The sequence below is a fragment of the Microvirga sp. BSC39 genome (assembly GCF_000739015.1).
GTDB lineage: Bacteria > Pseudomonadota > Alphaproteobacteria > Rhizobiales > Beijerinckiaceae > Microvirga.
This window is the reverse complement of the sequence record NZ_JPUG01000062.1, coordinates 259,715-278,092: the sequence shown is the minus strand read 5'-3', so window position 1 is coordinate 278,092 and position 18,378 is coordinate 259,715. Positions and strand designations below refer to the sequence as shown.

The following is an 18,378-nucleotide window of genomic DNA, read 5'->3' as shown; positions in this document are numbered from 1 at the left end:
CATGACCCCCGTCACCTCCTTTCAAGGCAAAACGGTCGCGCTCTTCGGCCTCGGCGGCTCGGGGCTGGCGACAGCGCTTGCCCTCAAGGAGGGCGGGGCTCGGGTGATCGCCTGCGACGACAATCCGGCCAAGATGGCGGAAGCTGGTGCCAAGGGCATCGAGGCCGCCGACCTGCGCGACGCGGATTGGTCGCAGTTTTCGTCCTTCATCCTCTCGCCCGGCGTGCCGCTCACCCATCCCGAGCCGCATTGGTCGGCGAAGCTCGCGCGCGAGGCTGGCGTCGAGATCATCGGCGATATCGAGCTGTTCTGCCGCGAGCGGGCGAAGATCGCCCCGAATGCGCCCTTCGTGGCGATCACCGGCACCAACGGCAAGTCCACCACGACCGCTCTGATAACGCATATCCTGCGCGAAGCCGGCCGCAACGTGCAGATGGGCGGCAACATCGGCACGGCGATCCTGTCGCTGGGGCCGCCCTCCGACCGACGCATCCATGTCGTCGAATGCTCGTCGTTCCAGATCGACCTTGCGCCTTCGCTCGCGCCCACCATCGGCGTCCATCTCAACCTCTCGCCCGATCATATCGACCGGCACGGGACCATGGAGCTTTATGCGGCGATCAAGGAGCGGCTGGTGGCGAAGGCAGGTCTCGCCGTCATCGGCGTCGACGATCCGATGAGCCGTGCGATCGCCGAGCGCTGCGAAGCCCGGGGCGTGAACGTCGCCCGGGTCTCGGTCGAGCCGCTACACGTGAAGGGCGTCTTCGCGGACGGCGAAACCCTGGTCGGCGTAACCGGGGACGATGCCGCTTCGGTGGCCAATCTATCGGGCATCGGCTCGCTGCGCGGCGCCCACAATGCCCAGAACGCCGCTGCGGCTGTTGCCATTGCCCTGGCGCTGAATGTCTCTCCGGACGAGATCCGCTCCGGTCTTCACACCTTCCCCGGCCTGCCTCACCGCATGGAGGAGGTCGGCCGCATCGCCGATGCTCTCTTCATCAACGATTCCAAGGCGACCAATGCGGATTCCACCGAGAAGGCGCTCAAGTCCTTCGACGACATTTTCTGGATCCTCGGCGGCAAGGCGAAGGAAGGCGGCATCGAGCCGTTGAAGGAATACTTCTCGAAGATCCGCAAGGCCTATCTCATCGGTGCGGCGTCGGACGAGTTTGCCCAAACGCTTGGCACGCAAGTCCCGCACGTTCATTGCGGCACCCTCGACAAGGCCGTGGAGCAGGCGGCATCCGATGCACAGGCGCTGGGCGCTCACGCCGTCGTGCTGCTGTCGCCGGCCTGCGCGTCCTACGACCAATTTGCCAATTACGAAGTGCGCGGAAACCATTTCCGCGATCTGGTCCGGGCATTACCCGGCATCGAAGCCAAGGGGGCTTGAAGATGGTGTCACGCGCGGAACGCTCGGCTTTCGGCGATTGGTGGTGGACGGTCGACCGCTCGCTTCTCGCGGGCCTCGCCATCCTCATGCTGGCGGGCCTCGTCTTCCTCATGGCCGGCGGTCCGCCGGTTGCGGAGCGGCTCGGGCTCTCCACGTTCCACTTCGTGAACCGGCAGGTGATGTTCCTCGTCCCGGCCCTGTGCATCATCCTCACCGTGTCGTTCCTGTCCCTGCGCCATCTCAGGCGCCTGGCTCTCATCGTCTATGCGGCGGGCATGGTGCTGATCCTGCTGGCCTTCCAGTACGGTCCCGAGATCAAGGGCGCGCATCGCTGGATCATGATCGGCCCCCTCGGCCTGCAACCCTCCGAGTTCGTGAAGCCCGCCTTCGTTGTGCTCTCGGCCTGGGCCTTCTCGGAAGGCGCGCGGCGCAAGGACGTGCCGGGCACGCTGCTGGCGTTCCTGCTTCTGCCCGCGACCATCGTTCCGCTCATCCTGCAGCCGGATTTCGGCCAGACCATGCTCGTCACCATCGTGTGGTGCGGCCTGTTCTTCGTCGCCGGCCTGCACTGGTTCTGGGTCATGGGCCTCGGCGGCGCCGGGCTGTTGGGCATCGGTGCTGCCTATCAGTTCCTGCCGCACGTGCGCGCCCGCATCGAACGCTTCCTCGATAAGGATTCCGGCGACACCTTCCAGGTCGACACCGCCATGGAGTCGTTCTCCCGCGGGGGCTGGCTCGGACGCGGCCCGGGCGAGGGTTCGGTCAAGCGCATCCTGCCCGACGCGCATACGGACTTCATCTTCGCCGTGACGGCGGAGGAGTTCGGCATCATCGTGTGCATCGCGCTGCTCATGGTCTTCGCCTTCATCGTGCTGCGCGGCCTCATGCTCGCGCGCCGCAACGAGGACACCTTCTGCCGGCTGGCCGCCACGGGCCTCATCTTCATGTTCGGCCTGCAGGCCTGCATCAACATGATGGTGAACGTGCATCTCATGCCGGCCAAGGGCATGACGCTGCCCTTCATCTCCTACGGCGGCTCATCGCTCCTGTCGCTGGCGCTCGGCATGGGCTTTCTTATCGCGCTCACGCGGCGGCGCCCGCGTGCCGAGATGATGGACCATTTCGGCCAGGATCGGATGTGAGCATGAACGCTTCTCTCATTCTTCTGACCGCCGGCGGCACCGGCGGTCATCTCTTTCCGGCCGAGGCCCTGGCCAACGCCCTGAAGGCGTCCGGCGCCAGGGTGGCGCTTGCCACCGACAAGCGCGCCAACGCCTATGCGGGCTCGTTCCCGGCCGACGAGATCGTCGAGATCCCATCCGCCACCCCGTCGGGCCGCTCCGTCCCGCAGATGGCGAAGGCCGCCCTCATGCTCGGGCAGGGGACCCTGAAGTCCCTGTCCGAGATCCGTCGGATGAAGCCCGCCGTGGTCGTGGGCTTCGGCGGCTATCCCACGGTCCCGCCGGTCATCGCCGCCTCGCTCCTCAAGGTGCCGACGGTGATCCACGAGGCGAACGGCGTGATGGGCCGGGCCAACCGCCTGCTCGCCCGCCGCGCCACCGTGATCGCCACGGGCTTTGCCGGCATCACGGGCATCCCGGCCAACGTCCCGGGAAAGGTCATTCACACGGGCAACCCGATCCGTCCGGCGGTGCTGGAGGCGGCGAAGCAGGCCTATGCTCCGTTGCAAGCCGATGGAAAGCTGCGCCTTCTCGTGGTCGGCGGCAGCCAGGGCGCCCGGGTCATGAGCGATGTGGTGCCGCCCGCCATCGAGAAGCTGCCTGCGGAGCTTCGCGCCCGCATCGCCGTCACCCAGCAGGCGAGGGGGGAGGACCTGGAGCGGGTCGTTGCCCATTACCGGCGCTTGAATGTGGAATTCGAGGCCGAGCCGTTCTTCAAGGACCTGCCGCACCGGCTAGCAGGGGCTCATCTCGTGGTCTCCCGCTCCGGCGCCTCAACCGTGGCGGAACTGGCCGTGATCGGCCGTCCCTCGATCCTCGTGCCCCTGCCGGGCTCCCTCGATCAAGACCAGGCGGCCAACGCCAAAACCCTCGGAGATCTGGGCGCCGCCATCGTTTGTTCGCAATCGGACTTCACCCCTGAGCGGCTGGCCGGCGAGATTCAAGCCTATTTTCAAGAGCCTGACCGCTTGACCCAGGCCGCCGCCGCCGCACATAGCGCCAGCATCACGGATGCGGCCGAGCGCCTGGCTCAGGCCGTCCTCACCCTCATTCCTTCGAGTCATAACGGAAAAAGCCCATGAAACTGCCGCCGAAGCTTGGACCCATTCACTTCATCGGCATTGGCGGCATCGGCATGTCGGGCATCGCCGAGGTCATGCACAATCTGGGCTACACGGTTCAGGGCTCGGACGCCGCCGACAACTACAACGTCAAGCGCCTGGCCGACAAAGGCATCAAGACCTTCATCGGCCACAAGGCCGAGAACGTGGAGGAAGCCGAGATCGTGGTGGTCTCGACAGCCATCAAGCGCGACAACCCAGAACTGGTCGTCGCCCGCGAGAAGCGCCTGCCCGTCGTGCGCCGCGCCGAGATGCTGGCCGAGCTCATGCGCTTCAAGTCCTGCGTGGCGGTGGCCGGCACCCACGGCAAGACCACCACGACCTCGCTCGTCGCAACCCTCCTCGACGCTGGCGGGCTCGACCCCACGGTCATCAACGGCGGCATCATCAACGCCTATGGCACCAATGCCCGCATGGGCGACGGCCAGTGGATGGTGGTGGAGGCGGACGAATCCGACGGCACCTTCCTGAAGCTCCCGGCCGATGTGGCCATCGTGACCAACATCGACGCCGAGCATCTCGACCATTTCGGCACCTTCGACGCGATCAAGGATTCCTTTCACTCCTTCATCAACTCGATCCCGTTCTACGGTTTTGCCGTGATGTGCATCGACCATCCGACCGTGCAGGACCTCGTGGGCCGCATCGAGGACCGGCGCATCATCACCTATGGCGAGAACCCGCAGGCCGACGTGCGCATCATGGATGTGGACCCGCGCGGCGGGCAGACCAAGTTCCGCGTAATGATCCGCGACCGCCGCCCGGGCTTCCGTCTCGAGCTCGAAGACCTCGTGCTGCCGATGCCGGGCGCACATAATGCACTCAACGCCACGGCGGCCATCGCCGTCGCGCATGAGCTCGGCGTCTCGCCGGATGCGATCCGCAAGGCGCTTGCCGGCTTCGGCGGCGTCAAGCGTCGCTTCACCCGCACGGGCGAGTGGAACGGCGTCACCGTGTTCGACGATTATGGCCACCATCCCATCGAGATCGCCGCGGTGCTGAAGGCCGCGCGCGCGTCCACGGACGGGCAGGTGATCGCCGTGGTGCAGCCGCATCGCTACTCGCGCCTGTCGTCCCTGTTCGATCAGTTCTGCACCTGCTTCAACGATGCGGATGCGGTCATCGTCGCGCCGGTCTATGCGGCGGGCGAGCAGCCGATCCCCGGCATGGATCGCGACGGCCTCGTGTCGGGCCTGAAAGCCCGCGGTCATCGCAACGTGATGGCGCTCGAAAAGTCGGAAGACCTCGCCAACCTCGTCAAGGGCGTGGCGAAGCCGGGCGATTACGTGATCTGCCTCGGCGCCGGCAACATCACGCAATGGGCCTATGCCCTGCCGGGTGAACTCGATCATCTGGGCGAGAAGGCAGCCTGATGTTCGCGGACGTCACGCCCGACCTGAAATCCCGCATGCCGGAACTGCGCGGCAAGCTGGAGGCGAATGCCCCGACGGCGCCTTTGTCGTGGTTCCGCACGGGCGGCCCGGCGCAGGTGCTGTTCACGCCGGTGGACGCCGACGACCTCGCGTATTTCCTGCAGCGCCTCGACCGCAGCGTGCCGGTTCTCGTGGTGGGGCTCGGCTCCAACCTGCTCATCCGCGACGGCGGCTGGGAAGGCGTGGTGATTCGTCTCGGCAAGGGTTTTGCCGAGATGTCAGTGGAGCCCGGCCTGCGCGTGCGCGCCGGCGCCGGCGCTCCCGACGTGAAGGTGGCGCGCGCGGCCGCCGAGGCTGGCATTGCAGGCCTGTCCTTCCTGCGCGGCATTCCCGGCACCATCGGCGGAGCCTTGCGCATGAACGGAGGCGCCTATGGCGGCGAGACCAAGGATGTGCTCGTCGAAGCCAAAGGCGTGACCCGTACGGGCGAGGCGGTGACGTTCACCAACGCCCAGATGGGCTTCACCTACCGCCATTCTTCCGTGCCGGACGACGTGATCTTCACCGAGGCGCTGTTCGAGGGCCGGCCCGGCAATCCGGAAGAGATTCTGGCTGAGATGAACGCCATCACCGAGGCGCGCTCCTCGACCCAGCCGGTCAACACCCGCACGGGCGGCTCCACCTTCAAGAACCCGCCGGGCAAGAAGGCCTGGGAGCTGGTCGATGCCGCCGGGTGCCGGGGGCTTCGGGTGGGCGATGCCCAGGTGTCCGAGATGCACTGCAACTTCCTGATCAACCATGGCTCCGCCTCCGCGGCCGATATCGAGGGCCTGGGCGAGGAAGTCCGCCGCCGCGTCCGCGAGATGTCGGGCGTGGAGCTCGAATGGGAGATCAAGCGGGTCGGGTTGCCCAGCGCATCGTAAGGAAAAGTGGATCCGGTTTTCCGCTCCGAACGATGCGCCAGCTAAGAGAAGGAGCATCGGATTGATCCCAAAAGTGCAAATCCACTTTTGGGTCCGATGATCCGGTCCTGACACGAATCACTTTCTGACCCGGTGTCGCCGGGCGCATGACGGGAGACACCCATGGCGAAGCATGTTGCCATCCTTTATGGCGGCTGGTCGGCGGAGCGCGAGGTCAGCTTGGCGTCGGGCCGGGCCTGCTGCAAGGCCCTCGAAGGCCAGGGCTACAAGGTCACTCCCATCGACGTGCAATCCGATATTGCGACCGTTCTCCAGGCGGTTGCCCCGGACGTGGTGTTCAACGCGCTGCACGGGCGGGTAGGCGAGGACGGGACCATTCAGGGCCTGCTCGAACTGTTAAGAATTCCCTACACCCATTCCGGCGTCCTCGCCTCGGCGCTCGCCATGCAGAAGGAAAAGGCGAAAATCGTCATGGAATCGGCCGGCGTGCCGGTTCCCAAAGGGCTGGTCGTTAACCGTTTCGAGGCGGCGAAAAGCCACGTCCTGCCGGCGCCCTATGTGATCAAGCCGATCAGCGAGGGCTCGTCCTACGGGGTCATCATCGTCCGCGAGGACCGCTCCCATCCGCCCCAGGAACTGCTGCGCGAAGACTGGTCGTTCGGCGACCAAGTCCTTGTGGAATCTTATGTTGCGGGCCGCGAGCTGACCTGCGCGGTGATGGGCGACAAGGCGCTCGGGGTCATCGACATCCGGCCTGCCACCGGGGTCTTCTACGATTACGATGCGAAATATGTGAAGGGGGGCTCCATTCACGTCCTCCCGGCAGAAATTAAACCGAATATTTACCAAAAGGTCCAAGAGTTGGCGTTAACGGCGCATCAAGCGCTCGGCTGTCGGGGAATCAGCCGCGCCGACTTGCGGTACGACGATACTCCTGGGGGAACCGGGGAACTCGTCGTTCTGGAGGTCAACACGCAACCCGGCATGACCGAGACGAGCTTGGTGCCAGAACTGGCAGCCCATGCGGGCTATACGTTTGGCGAGCTTGTGCAATGGATGGTGGAGGACGCTACCTGCAACCGATGACGGCCTATCCGGCCGGATTCGCCGTTGCGCGCGCTGCCTCCGGGGGCCGGAGGCCCGCTTCCCCGTTCAAGCAGCCCTCCCGAATCAGAAAGCTCTTTGGATCCTCCGGCAGCGTGCGCCGCCGCTCCGTCGCGCCGATCGAGCAACGCCTCCCACGCTTCCTCGGAACCGGCCTGACGCTCGCCTTCTTCTCGGCGGTCGTCGGCTACGGCCTCTGGCAGGGCGGGCATATCGACGATTTCATCCGCCAGCACGGCGAGCCGCACCATGCGCTGGCGCGCACCGTGGGTCTCGGCCTCGAGCAGGTGACGATCTCCGGCATCTCGCAGATGGGCGAGAAAGAGGTTCTCGCGGCGGCCGGCATCAACGGCAGGCTGTCCCTCGCCTTCCTCGACGTGAACGACCTGCGCGAGCGCCTCGAGCGCGTCCCGATGGTCAAGTCGGCGACCGTGCGCAAGCTCTATCCGAACGAACTCGTCATCACGCTGGCCGAGCGCGAAGCTCATGCGATCTGGCAGAACAACGGCGAGCTCTTCGTCGTTGCGGCCGACGGCACGGTGATCGACCTCATGCAGGACGAGCGCTATCTCAAACTGCCCTTCGTGGTGGGCGAGGGCGCCAATGTCCGCAGCAAGGACTATCTCGCTCTCGTCGAGGCAGCCGGCCCGCTGAAACAGCGCATCCGCGCCGGCACGCTCGTGGCCGGGCGGCGCTGGACGCTGAAGATGGACAACGGCATGGACGTGCGCCTGCCGGAGATCGGGGCCACCGAGGCGCTGGCCCGTCTCGTGAAGCTCGAACACGAGCAGAAGATTCTGGAAAAGGACGTGCTGGCGATCGATCTGCGCATGGCGGATCGCGTCGTCGTCCGCTTGACGGAAGAGGCCGCCTTGGCCCGCGCCGAGGCACTCAAGAAAAAACCAATGCGCGGCAAGGGGGTCGATACATGAGTCTCTCGGGTCACGGTTTGACGCCTCGCCTGAAGCCACTCTCCGCACGCAAGAGCACCATTCTCTCGGTGCTCGACGTGGGAACGAGCAAGGTCGTCTGCGTCGTGGCGGAACTGAAGCCGGCCGACGAGGTCGAGTCGCTGCGCAGCCGCACCCATGTGGCGCGCATCCTCGGCATCGGCCATCAGCGGTCCATGGGTCTGAAGGGCGGCGTGGTCGTCGATCTGGAAGCGGCCGAGGCTGCGATCCGACAGGCCGTGCATGCCGCCGAGCGGATGGCGAAGGTCGAGATCCAGTCGGTGATCGTGAACCTCACCGGCGGGCGTCTCGCGTCCGAGCATTTCGAGGCGCATGTTCCCGTGCGCGGCGCGGTGAGCGAGGGCGACGTGCATCGCGTGCTCGATGCGGCGTCGAGCTACGATCTGCGCCGCGGCCGCACGGTGCTGCACGCCCTGCCCACCGGCTTCTCGCTCGATGCGCAGAACCATATCGTGGATCCCGGCGGCATGATCGGCGAGCGCCTCGGTGCCGATCTGCATGTGGTGACGTCCGAGGCGGCTGCCGCGCGCAACCTCATGCTGGCGGTCGAGCGGTGCCATCTCGGAATCGAGGCTGTGATCGCAACCCCTTATGCAGCGGGCCTGTCCGCCCTCGTCGACGATGAGGCCGACATGGGCTGCGCGGTGGTCGACATGGGCGGCGGCACCACGAGCGTCGGCATCTTCTCCAACGGGCATCTGGTGCACACCGATGCCATCGCGGTCGGCGGTCATCACGTGACCATGGACATCGCGCGCGGTCTCACGACCCGCGTGTCCGCTGCCGAACGGCTCAAGACCTTCTACGGCTCCGCCATCGCTTCGAGCGCGGATGACCGGGACATGATCGCGGTGCCGCAGGTCGATGAGGACGAACGGGACGTTCCGAATCATCTGCCGAAGTCGCATCTCGTTCGCATCATCAAGCCGCGGGTCGAGGAGGTTCTCGAACTCGTGCGCGACCGGTTGAAGGGCGCGGGCTTTGCGGCCCAGGCCGGACGGCGGGTCGTGCTGACGGGCGGCGCAAGCCAGCTCGTCGGGCTGCCGGAAACGGCGCGCCGCATCTTGCAGGGCCAAGTTCGTGTCGGGCGTCCGCTCGGCATCAAGGGCCTGCCGGAAGCGGCAAAGGGCCCTGCCTTTTCGGCGGTGGTCGGCCTCCTGGTTTATCCGCAGGTGGCACACATCGAGTATTTCGAGCCGCGGTCCAGCGGCTTGTTCCAGAGTACGGGAACCGACGGCTACTTCTCTCGGATGGGCCGGTGGATTCGCGATAGTTTCTAAGACGAGTAACGCGTTGGCGCGGCGGGCCATCGTGAAGAGTTCAAGTAAACAAAGGTCAGCGTCCGCCAAACGCTCATCACTACAAGGCCAGAAGAGGCACAGGTCATGGCTATCAATCAGCAAGCTCCGGACATCCGGGAACTCAGGCCGCACATCACGGTTTTCGGCGTCGGCGGTGCCGGCGGCAATGCCGTGAACAACATGATTGAATCGGGTCTGGAGGGCGTCGAGTTCGTGGTGTCGAACACCGACGCACAGGCACTGGCTTCTTCCAAAGCCCAGCGCGTGGTTCAGATGGGCATTCAGGTGACCGAAGGTCTCGGCGCCGGCTCGCAGCCGGAAGTCGGGCGCGCGGCCGCCGAAGAGGTGATCGACGAGATCCGCGATCAGCTCGCTGGCTCGCACATGGTGTTCATCACCGCCGGCATGGGCGGCGGCACCGGCACGGGCGCTGCCCCGGTCGTGGCCCGCGCGGCACGCGAGCTCGGCATCCTCACCGTCGGCGTCGTGACGAAGCCGTTCCAGTTCGAAGGCGTACGCCGCATGAAGCTGGCGGAAGCCGGCATCAACGAGCTGCAGCAGGCGGTCGACACCCTCATCGTGATCCCGAACCAGAACCTGTTCCGGGTCGCCACCGAGAAGACGACCTTCGCGGACGCCTTCGCCATGGCCGACCAGGTGCTCTACTCGGGCGTGGCCTGCATCACCGACCTGATGGTGAAGGAAGGCCTCATCAACCTCGACTTCGCCGACGTGCGCTCCGTCATGCGCGGCATGGGCAAGGCCATGATGGGCACCGGCGAAGCCTCCGGCGAGAAGCGCGCCATCCGGGCCGCTGAAGCAGCCATCGCCAACCCGCTCCTCGACGACGTGTCGATGAAGGGCGCACGCGGCCTGCTGATCTCCATCACGGGCGGCAACGACCTCACCCTCTACGAACTCGACGAGGCGGCCACCCGCATCCGCGAGGAAGTGGACCAGGATGCCAACATCATCCTCGGCGCCACCTTCGACGAGAGCTTGGAGGGCATCATCCGCGTGTCCGTCGTGGCGACCGGCATCGATCACGCGATCATGGAGAACGGCGGCGACCTCACGGCCACCGAGCAGCGCATCTCCGAGGTTGCCGAGCGCCTGCGGGCCGAGGCCCGCGCCCGCGCCACTCAGGCCACGCCGACCTTTCGCTCCGCCGCCCAAGCCGAACCGGTGAAGGCGGCTCCGATCCTGACCCAGGGCTCGCCTGTTCTGGCTCCGGCTCCGATGACGGCTCCCGTGGCTGCGGCCCAGCCTGTGGAGCCCGCTCCCCAGCCGATCGTGCGCGACGACGTGGTTCTCACCCCGGCCCAGCCGCGGCAGGCGGTTGCCTACGAGGCTCCGGCTCCGCAGCAGCCGGTCTACGAGGAGCCGATGGACCAGGGCGCCTTCATCCCGCCGCAGGCCGAGCGCGCCATGCGTCCGGCCCGGATGCCCCGCATCGACGAGCTGCCCATGCCCGGGCAGGTCGCCCTGCGCGCCAGCCGCGGCGAGGAGCCGGCCCAGGAGCACAAGCCTTCGCTGATCCAGCGTCTCGCGACCATCGGCTTCGGCCGCCGCGAGGAGCCGCAGCAGGCCCCCGCCGAGCCCCGTCAGGAGGTCCCGCGCCAGCCCATGTCCTCGGTTCACGCCGAATACGCCCGCCGGCCCATGCCGGCCCAGGCGCAGCGGCCGCCGCAGGGCCAGCCGGCTCCGGCTCCCCGGGCTGCTTCGGAGGACGACCAGCTGGAGATTCCCGCCTTCCTCCGCCGCCAGGCGAACTAAGCAAGCCTAGCAGCGCTGTTACAGCTGTTACAAAAGGCTCCCAGCCCGCACCGGCTGGGAGCCTTCTTCGTTAAAAAACCATTAACATCAATGACTTGGAACTCATCCTCTTTGTAACACACGGTAAGAAAGCGTGATTTGGCCTGGCCATACAGCGGGACTATGGTGCCTGACATCAAAAGGGGCACCGCTACAAGAAGCCTGCCGCGGGAAGCACAACGCAGACAATGCACCTTCCTCCGGCGAAACAGGCTCTGTCAGGCGACAAGGGTAATTGAGGTCCAGGACACATGAAGCAAAGCCAGCAAACCACGCTTCGCGCCGCCGTGACCCTCATCGGAACCGGAGTCCATTCCGGAGATGAAGTGAAGATGATCCTTCACCCGGCTGAAGCGAACCATGGCATTGCTTTCCTCCGCACCGGCCTTCCGGGCGGCCTGGACCGTCTGATCGATGCTCGGCATCTGGCGGTGACCGCCACCGAGCTGTGCACGGTCATCGGCGACCGCGACTCGGGCGCGGTCGCCACCATCGAACACCTCATGGCGGCTCTCGCTGGCCTCGGCATCGACAACGTGCTCGTCGAGATCGACGGGCCGGAGGTTCCGATCCTCGACGGCAGCTCGGCGCCGTTCATCGATGCCATCGACCAGGTCGGCATCACGGCTCAGGGCGTCACCCGCCGCTACATCAAGGTTCTCAAGCCCGTTCGCATCACGCAGGGCCGGGCCTTCGCCGAGCTCCTCCCGAACGAGCGCGCCTTCCGCCTCGACGTGGAGATCGATTTCCCGACCCCGGTGATCGGCCGTCAGCGCAAGGCCATCGACCTCTCCCCCTCCGTGTTCCGCCGCGAGATCTCCCGCGCCCGCACCTTCGGCTTCATGCGCGACGTGGAGAAGCTCTGGAGCGCCGGCTTCGCGCTCGGCGCCTCCCTCGACAACACCGTGGCCATCGGCGACGACGGCATCATGAACCCGGAAGGCCTGCGCTATGCCGACGAGTTCGTCCGGCACAAGCTCCTCGACGCCATCGGCGACCTGTCGCTGGCCGGCCTGCCGCTGCTGGGCACCTACCGGTCCTATTGCGGCGGTCACCGCATGAACTTCTCGGTGCTGGAAGCCCTGTTCTCGAGCCGCTCCAACTACGCCATCGTCGACGCCACGCCGCGCCGCGAGACGGGCTATGCCGAAATCGGCAGCGCGGTCGCTTCGGTTTTCGCTCCCGAAGTGCACTGAATTCTTTCCTTAAGGCACTGCTTCGGCTTCCCTAGCTTCAAGGCGCCCATTGGCCGCATGATTTCGTGCAGGCTTTCTTAATTCCTATTGGGTAAACCCTGTGCTATGGGCTTGGCTCTGCCCATGTGCTTGGGCTAAAGAACCTTTGATGCACCGTTAAAATTTCGGGCACGGTTTTTGGAGGACCGCGAAGCATGTCATTCGCGAAGGCTTATTCGGGTATGAAAGGTGCGGCTGCCCGCGCCCTGATCCTTGGCGTCTGCGGCTTGGGGCTTGCGGGATGCGACACTCTCTCGTCGATGAACCCGTTCGAGAAGGATACGAGCTACAAGCCCGAGATCGTCTCCAACCTGCCCGCCGAGGAGATCTACAACGACGGTCTCGCGCGGGTGCAGAAGGGCGACTTCGACGGCGCGGTCACCAAGTTCAGCAGCCTCGACAAGCAGTACCCCTACACGGACTGGGCCCGCAAAGGCCTGATCATGGAGGCTTACGCCAATTACGAGGGCGGCTTCTATGACGAGGCGATCACGGCCTCGCGCCGCTACCTTCAGAGCTATCCGAACACCACGGACGCGGCCTACGCCCAGTATCTGATGGCGTCGTCCTATTACGACCAGATCCCGGACATCACCCGCGACCAGGAGAAGTCCGAGCGCGCCATCCTGGCCCTGCAGGAACTGGTCCAGCGCTATCCGAGCTCCGAGTACGTGGCCGACGCGAAGAAGAAGATTCAGGTCGCGAGCGACCAGCTCGCCGGCAAGGAGCTGGAGGTCGGCCGCTTCTACCTGCAGAAGCGCAACTACGCGGGCGCCATCAACCGCTTCCGCCAGGTCGTGTCCCGCTACCAGACGACCCGCCACGTGGAAGAGGCTCTTCAGCGCCTCACCGAGGCCTACATGGCCATGGGCATCGTGGGCGAGGCGCAGACCGCCGCCGCCGTTCTCGGCCACAACTTCCCCGACTCTCCCTGGTACAGGGACGCCCACGCCCTTCTGACGAAAGGCGGCGTTGAGCCTCGCGAGGACTCCCAGTCCTGGATCAGCAAGGCCTTCCGCGGCGTTCCCCAGGTCGGTCAGCGGACGGGCTAAGCCTCACCATCCATGCTCATCCAGCTGGCGATTCGCGATATCGTCCTCATCGACAGGCTTGAGCTTCACTTCCATGAGGGCCTGAGCGTCCTCACGGGTGAGACAGGCGCGGGCAAGTCGATCCTGCTCGACGCCTTCGCCCTGGCCCTCGGCGGCCGCGGCGACGGCAGCCTCGTGCGCCATGGCGAGAACCAGGGCCAGGTGACGGCCGTCTTCGACTGCCCCATGGATCACCCGGCCCGTCGCATCGCGGCGGATGCGGATATCGACATCGACGGCGATCTGATCCTGCGCCGCGTGCAGGTGGCCGACGGGCGCACCCGCGCCTTCGTCAACGACCAGCCGGTCAGCGTCCAGGTCCTTAAGGGCATCGGCGCGACCCTGGTCGAGATCCATGGCCAGCACGACGATCGCGCCCTCGTCGACCCCGTCTCTCACCGGGCCATCCTGGACGCCTTCGGCGGCCTGTCGTCCGAGGTTCAGGCTGTTTCCGATGCCGCGCGAAAAGTGCGCGACGCGCGCTCCGCCCTGCAGGATCACCGCAACCGCATCGCCAAAGCCCGCAAGGAGGCCGACTTCCTGCGCCATGCGGTCGAAGAGCTGACCAAGCTCAACCCGCTGGCCGGCGAGGAGGAGAGCCTCGCCGAGCGGCGCGTGGTCATGATGCAGTCCGAAAAGGTGGCGACGGACCTGAACGAAGCCTACGAGGTGGTGGCCGGCAACGCCTCCCCGGTCAACGAGCTGTCCGCCGCCGTGCGCAAGCTGGAGCGCCGCGGCGCCCAGGCGCCGGCCCTGGTGGACCCGAGCGTCAAGGCCCTCGACGCCGCGCTGGTCGCCATCGACGAGGCACGCGCTGCTCTGGAAGATGCAATCCGCGCCACCGAATACGACCCCCGCGAGCTGGAGCAGACGGAGGAGCGCCTGTTTGCGCTTCGCGCCGCCGCCCGCAAGTACGACGTACCCGCCGACGAGCTCGCTGGCTTGCGCCAGCGCTTCGAGGAGGATGTGGCCGCCATCGATGCCGGCGAGGAGAAGCTCGCCGGCCTGGAGAAGGCTTTGAGCGAAGCCGACGCCGCCTATGTGAAGGCCGCCAAGGCGTTGTCCGCCGGCCGCAGGAAGGCCGCCCAGGCTCTCGACGCCGCCGTGCAGGCCGAGCTGCCGCCGCTCAAGCTCGAGCGGGCGCGCTTCATCACCGAGATCACCACCGACGAGGCGAGCCGCGACGCGGGCGGCTTCGAGCGCGTCGAATTCTGGGCCCAGACCAATCCTGGCACCCGCGCCGGCCCGCTCATGAAGGTGGCCTCCGGCGGCGAGCTTTCGCGCTTCATGCTGGCCCTGAAGGTGGTGCTGGCGGACAAGGGCTCGGCCCCGACCCTCGTGTTCGACGAGATCGACACCGGCGTCGGCGGTGCTGTGGCGGACGCCATCGGCCAGCGCCTCGCGCGCTTGTCCCGCAAGGTCCAGGTGATGGCCGTCACCCACGCGCCGCAGGTGGCCGCCAAGGCCGAAAGCCACTTCCTGATCGCCAAGGAGGGCGTGCGCGGCGCCGAGGACCGGGTCGCCACCCGGGTCATCCCGCTGGAGGCCACCCCGCGCCGCGAGGAGATCGCCCGCATGCTCGCCGGCGCCACCATCACCGAGGAAGCCCGCGCGGCCGCCGCGCGCCTTCTCGAAGCGGCGGCGCATTAGACGCGTAAGTCTCACGTCTGTGTGAGGGCCAGGCTGTCGCACTTGTTGCGGCGCGCGCAAACCCGATGTCCTTCGGGCGCACCACGAGGTGCGGCCATGGAGGCGAGCCCCGCGTGTCCCGATTGCAGCCGAACATCCGCCGAACCGCGCTTGCCGCCTGTGTCGTCCTGACGGGCGCAGCATCGTCCCATGCCGATGTCGGCCTGCCCGCAGCCGGCGCCCAGACCGACCCCTTCCGTCACGTCCAGGCCCTGCAGGACATCGCCACGGCGAACGGCGGCAATCGGGCGGCCGGCACGCCCGGCTATGACCGCTCCGCCGAGTACGTGGCCGATCGGCTGCGCGCCGCCGGCTACACGGTCCGGTTCGAGGAATTCACCTTTCCGTTCTTCGACGAGCGGTCTCCGCCGGTTCTCGTGTCCAGGCCCGAAGAGCCCGACGTACTCACGCCGCCTCGGGAGGCGTTGCGAACCTTGATGAGCTCCGGCTCCGGCGACGTGACGGCACCGGTCCAAGCGGTGGATCTGGCCCTGAGCGAGGAGCCCCTGCAGACATCCACCAGCGGCTGCGAGCGCGAGGATTTCGCGGGCTTCACTCCAGGCCACATTGCCCTCGTGCGGCGCGGCACCTGTCCGTTCCAGACCAAGGCGGAGCTGGCCCAGGCGGCAGGCGCCGCGGGCCTCATCATCATGAACCAGGGCACCGGCGACCAGACCGGCACCTTCGGCGGGCGTCTGTCGACCCAGGCGGCGATCCCCGTGCTGGGCGTGACCACGGAACTGGGCCGCAGACTTGCCGAGGTAGCGCAGGATCCATCCCGCAATCGGGTGCGCCTGAAGGTCGATGTGGAGACGGGCACCCGCTCCACCCGGAATGTGCTTGCGGATCGCGGCGAGACGAGCGGCCGCTTCATCGTGGTCGGAGCCCATCTCGACAGCGTGTCCGAGGGCCCCGGCATGAACGACAATGCCAGCGGCACGGCGGCCGTTCTGGAGACGGCCCTGCGTCTTGCCAAGGAGGCTGCCGCCGGCACGCCGATCCGCTTCGCCTTCTGGGGCGCGGAGGAACGCGGCCTCATCGGCTCGCGCCATCACCTCGATGCGCTCTCCGAGGAGGAGCGGCGGCGGATCCGGTTCTACATCAACCTCGACATGGTCGGCTCGCCGAATTTCGGACGCTTCGTGCAGCTGTCGCAGACGGAGCGCACCGCCGGGACCGCCGGCATCATCCAGGCCTTCACCGATCACTTCGAGTCCAGGAACCTCGCCGTCGAGGAGCGGTCCCGCAACCAGCGCGGCTTCGGCTCCGACGATGCGGCCTTCGCGGCCAAGGACATCCCGACACTCGGCCTCTTCACCGGCGCCGGCAATGCGAAGAGCGAAGAGCATGCCGCGCGCTTCGGCGGGCAGGCTGGGCAGCCCTACGATCCCTGCTACCACAAGGCCTGCGACAATGCCGAGAACGTGGATCGCGCGGTGCTGGGGCAGATGACCGATGCGCTGACCCATGTGCTGCTGAGTGCGCGCACGATCGTGCCGGACCGGTAGGCACGCAGCCTGGGAAGGCGCTGCAGGTTCACACGGCTGCTTCTGCCTCGACCGCCGCCAGCAGCGCAGCCTCCTTCTCGAGAGGCATCCCGGCCTTCAGGGGCGTTGCACGGCGGGTCCTGTCCCAGGCGAGAATGGTCGCGAGCGTTTCACTCAACGGCCGGGTTTGAAGCCCATGGGCGAGTGCCTTTTCCGTATCGATCTCCAGAAAATGGCGGAACGGCTCATCAGCATACGGCAGCCAGAGGGGAACCTCGCTCCAGGGCTCGAGGCCCGCAGCCAGAACAGCTTCATCCGGGCACCAGACGAACCGCGCATCCGATCCCGCGACCTGGCGGCACGAGTCGAGGAGGGTGCTCATCGGGAAGGGACGACCGGTGAGGTTGAAGACACCGCCCAACCCCTTCTCGGCACCCTCGACGATGAAGCGCGCGGCATCGCGAACATCGATGAGCTGGACGAGCCGCTGCGGATCTCCGGGAGCCGGGATGGAGCCGCCCTGATCCGCGCGGCGCACCCAATAGGTCAGCCGGTCCGTATAATCACCCGCTCCCACCAGGAGGCCCGACCGGAGAACGAGCGCCCGGTCGCCGAGACGTTCGAGCGCCACCAGTTCGCATTCCCGTTTCAGCGGACCGTAGGCCGTGCCGTACGATCCGGCGCTGGAGCGCTGCTCCACGGAAAGCGAGCGCGCGAGCTCCATCTGCTCGGGCGTTGCCCGGCTCGTCGGCGCCTGTTCCGTCAGGCCGGGCTTGGCGAAACCCGCATAGACCGAAGCGCTCGTCACCAGCGCATAGCGGCCGATGGCCGGGGACAGGGCGTCGAGCAGGCTCGCCACGGCGTCGGGCGCGAAGGCGCAGGTATCGACCACAAGGTCGAAGCTGCGGCCTCGGAGTGCTGAGAGGTCGCTGTGCCGGTCACCGACGATCGTCTCGAACCCGGCTCCTACCACCGGATTGACGGTCTGGCCGCGGGTGAAGATCGCCACCCTGTGGCCGGCCTCGAGCGCCGCATCCGCAACGGCGCCACCCAGGAATCCCGTTCCGCCGACCACAAGCACATCCATCGCAGGCATCCCGACTCACGTTGAGAACCCGCCTATGAGGGTGGAGGTCTCGCGAGAGGTCAACTTCCGCAACGGCAGGTCTGAATACTCTGGACCTGTCATCATCGGTCTTGTTCCGCTGATCCCGGCGTTCATCCGCGCGAAGACGTGGATGGCCGAGACGAGCCCGGCCATGACGCGGTGGGGGTGAGATTTTGTTCTTCATTTGTTCTTGACAATCGTCCTAACCTTGGCTATAACTGGTGCCGTCCTGCCTCGCGAGGGACGCGCCCGAGGCGTCGGTTGTGGAGGCGGGATGCGGTTCTGGCCGCTGCGGGACAAGACGCTGGTCCCATACGCCAGGGCTCTGCGTGGAGAATGAGGCGCATGGCTGCTGTTCGGGCAGGGCCATGGGCCGGCCTTCCAAGCCTCGCCAGCCCGAGGATCTTCATCAAGGGCTGCGCACAGGATGCGCCGTGAAGCGGGTCTGAGGGTTCGTCCCTGATCCCGCCGGAGTGCGAGGCTCAGGGTCGAAAAGCCGTGCGCGGGAGGCCAAGGTGCTTCCCGTCCGGGCGGAACTCCCGTCCCGACCCGATCCTTCGCCCGCTCCACCGGAGTGCAGCGAAGC

General features: G+C 66.6%; 14 protein-coding genes. 13 read left to right on the top strand and 1 reads right to left on the bottom strand.

What is annotated here, in order from left to right; genetic code table 11:
* Position 1: 1 nt before the first annotated feature.
* From murD to MA07_RS12435, 13 genes are all read left to right on the top strand, one after another.
* Positions 2 to 1,393: a UDP-N-acetylmuramoyl-L-alanine--D-glutamate ligase gene (murD, locus tag MA07_RS12495; protein WP_036350987.1), complete on the top strand. Its 1,392-nt coding sequence runs from the start codon at positions 2 to 4 to the stop codon at positions 1,391 to 1,393.
* Between the two features lie 2 nt (positions 1,394 to 1,395).
* Positions 1,396 to 2,535 carry a putative peptidoglycan glycosyltransferase FtsW gene (locus tag MA07_RS12490; protein WP_036350986.1) on the top strand — a complete coding sequence of 380 codons (1,140 nt, stop codon included), beginning with the start codon at positions 1,396 to 1,398 and terminating at the stop codon, positions 2,533 to 2,535.
* Entirely contained in the window at positions 2,532 to 3,656 is a 1,125-nt protein-coding gene (gene murG / locus MA07_RS12485; protein ID WP_036350985.1) for an undecaprenyldiphospho-muramoylpentapeptide beta-N-acetylglucosaminyltransferase, read from the top strand. The genes MA07_RS12490 and murG overlap by 4 nt, the downstream gene beginning before the upstream one ends.
* Positions 3,653 to 5,068, top strand: a complete 1,416-nt coding sequence (gene murC / locus MA07_RS12480; protein WP_036350983.1) for a UDP-N-acetylmuramate--L-alanine ligase — start codon at positions 3,653 to 3,655, stop codon at positions 5,066 to 5,068. The genes murG and murC overlap by 4 nt, the downstream gene beginning before the upstream one ends.
* Positions 5,065 to 5,991 carry a UDP-N-acetylmuramate dehydrogenase gene (gene murB / locus MA07_RS12475; protein ID WP_036350981.1) on the top strand — a complete coding sequence of 309 codons (927 nt, stop codon included), beginning with the start codon at positions 5,065 to 5,067 and terminating at the stop codon, positions 5,989 to 5,991. The genes murC and murB overlap by 4 nt, the downstream gene beginning before the upstream one ends.
* Positions 5,992 to 6,153: 162 nt before the next feature.
* Positions 6,154 to 7,077, top strand: coding sequence for a D-alanine--D-alanine ligase (locus tag MA07_RS12470; protein ID WP_036350978.1), 924 nt, complete (start codon positions 6,154 to 6,156; stop codon positions 7,075 to 7,077).
* Complete coding sequence (locus tag MA07_RS12465) at positions 7,044 to 8,027, top strand: cell division protein FtsQ/DivIB (protein WP_036350975.1); 984 nt, start codon at positions 7,044 to 7,046, stop codon at positions 8,025 to 8,027. The genes MA07_RS12470 and MA07_RS12465 overlap by 34 nt, the downstream gene beginning before the upstream one ends.
* Positions 8,024 to 9,346, top strand: a complete 1,323-nt coding sequence (gene ftsA, locus MA07_RS12460; protein WP_036350973.1) for a cell division protein FtsA — start codon at positions 8,024 to 8,026, stop codon at positions 9,344 to 9,346. The genes MA07_RS12465 and ftsA overlap by 4 nt, the downstream gene beginning before the upstream one ends.
* Before the next feature lie 105 nt (positions 9,347 to 9,451).
* On the top strand, positions 9,452 to 11,143 hold the full coding sequence (gene ftsZ, locus MA07_RS12455; RefSeq protein ID WP_036350971.1) for a cell division protein FtsZ: 1,692 nt from the start codon (positions 9,452 to 9,454) through the stop codon (positions 11,141 to 11,143).
* A gap of 290 nt (positions 11,144 to 11,433) precedes the next feature.
* A complete protein-coding gene (gene lpxC / locus MA07_RS12450) occupies positions 11,434 to 12,378 on the top strand; it encodes a UDP-3-O-acyl-N-acetylglucosamine deacetylase (protein ID WP_036350969.1) in 945 nt (314 codons plus the stop codon).
* Between the two features lie 221 nt (positions 12,379 to 12,599).
* Entirely contained in the window at positions 12,600 to 13,469 is an 870-nt protein-coding gene (locus tag MA07_RS12445) for an outer membrane protein assembly factor BamD (protein WP_152568856.1), read from the top strand.
* Positions 13,470 to 13,481: 12 nt separating this feature from the next.
* Entirely contained in the window at positions 13,482 to 15,158 is a 1,677-nt protein-coding gene (gene recN, locus MA07_RS12440; protein ID WP_036350966.1) for a DNA repair protein RecN, read from the top strand.
* A gap of 113 nt (positions 15,159 to 15,271) precedes the next feature.
* Entirely contained in the window at positions 15,272 to 16,705 is a 1,434-nt protein-coding gene (locus MA07_RS12435; RefSeq protein ID WP_160195435.1) for a M20/M25/M40 family metallo-hydrolase, read from the top strand.
* A 28-nt stretch (positions 16,706 to 16,733) separates the two neighbouring features.
* Here the strand turns inward: MA07_RS12435 and MA07_RS12430 are convergent, their stop codons facing one another.
* On the bottom strand, positions 16,734 to 17,771 hold the full coding sequence (locus MA07_RS12430) for an NAD-dependent epimerase/dehydratase family protein (protein WP_036350964.1): 1,038 nt from the start codon (positions 17,769 to 17,771) through the stop codon (positions 16,734 to 16,736).
* Between the last annotated feature and the right edge of the window lie 607 nt (positions 17,772 to 18,378).

Coding starts and splice junctions, on each gene's coding strand:
- ftsA (WP_036350973.1), top strand. CDS start 8,024: ATGAGTCTCTCGGGTCACGGTTTGACGCCTCGCCTGAAGCCACTCTCC.
- lpxC (WP_036350969.1), top strand. CDS start 11,434: ATGAAGCAAAGCCAGCAAACCACGCTTCGCGCCGCCGTGACCCTCATC.
- recN (WP_036350966.1), top strand. CDS start 13,482: ATGCTCATCCAGCTGGCGATTCGCGATATCGTCCTCATCGACAGGCTT.
- ftsZ (WP_036350971.1), top strand. CDS start 9,452: ATGGCTATCAATCAGCAAGCTCCGGACATCCGGGAACTCAGGCCGCAC.
- MA07_RS12430 (WP_036350964.1), bottom strand. CDS start 17,771: ATGGATGTGCTTGTGGTCGGCGGAACGGGATTCCTGGGTGGCGCCGTT.
- MA07_RS12470 (WP_036350978.1), top strand. CDS start 6,154: ATGGCGAAGCATGTTGCCATCCTTTATGGCGGCTGGTCGGCGGAGCGC.
- MA07_RS12445 (WP_152568856.1), top strand. CDS start 12,600: ATGAAAGGTGCGGCTGCCCGCGCCCTGATCCTTGGCGTCTGCGGCTTG.
- murD (WP_036350987.1), top strand. CDS start 2: ATGACCCCCGTCACCTCCTTTCAAGGCAAAACGGTCGCGCTCTTCGGC.
- MA07_RS12465 (WP_036350975.1), top strand. CDS start 7,044: ATGGATGGTGGAGGACGCTACCTGCAACCGATGACGGCCTATCCGGCC.
- murC (WP_036350983.1), top strand. CDS start 3,653: ATGAAACTGCCGCCGAAGCTTGGACCCATTCACTTCATCGGCATTGGC.
- MA07_RS12490 (WP_036350986.1), top strand. CDS start 1,396: ATGGTGTCACGCGCGGAACGCTCGGCTTTCGGCGATTGGTGGTGGACG.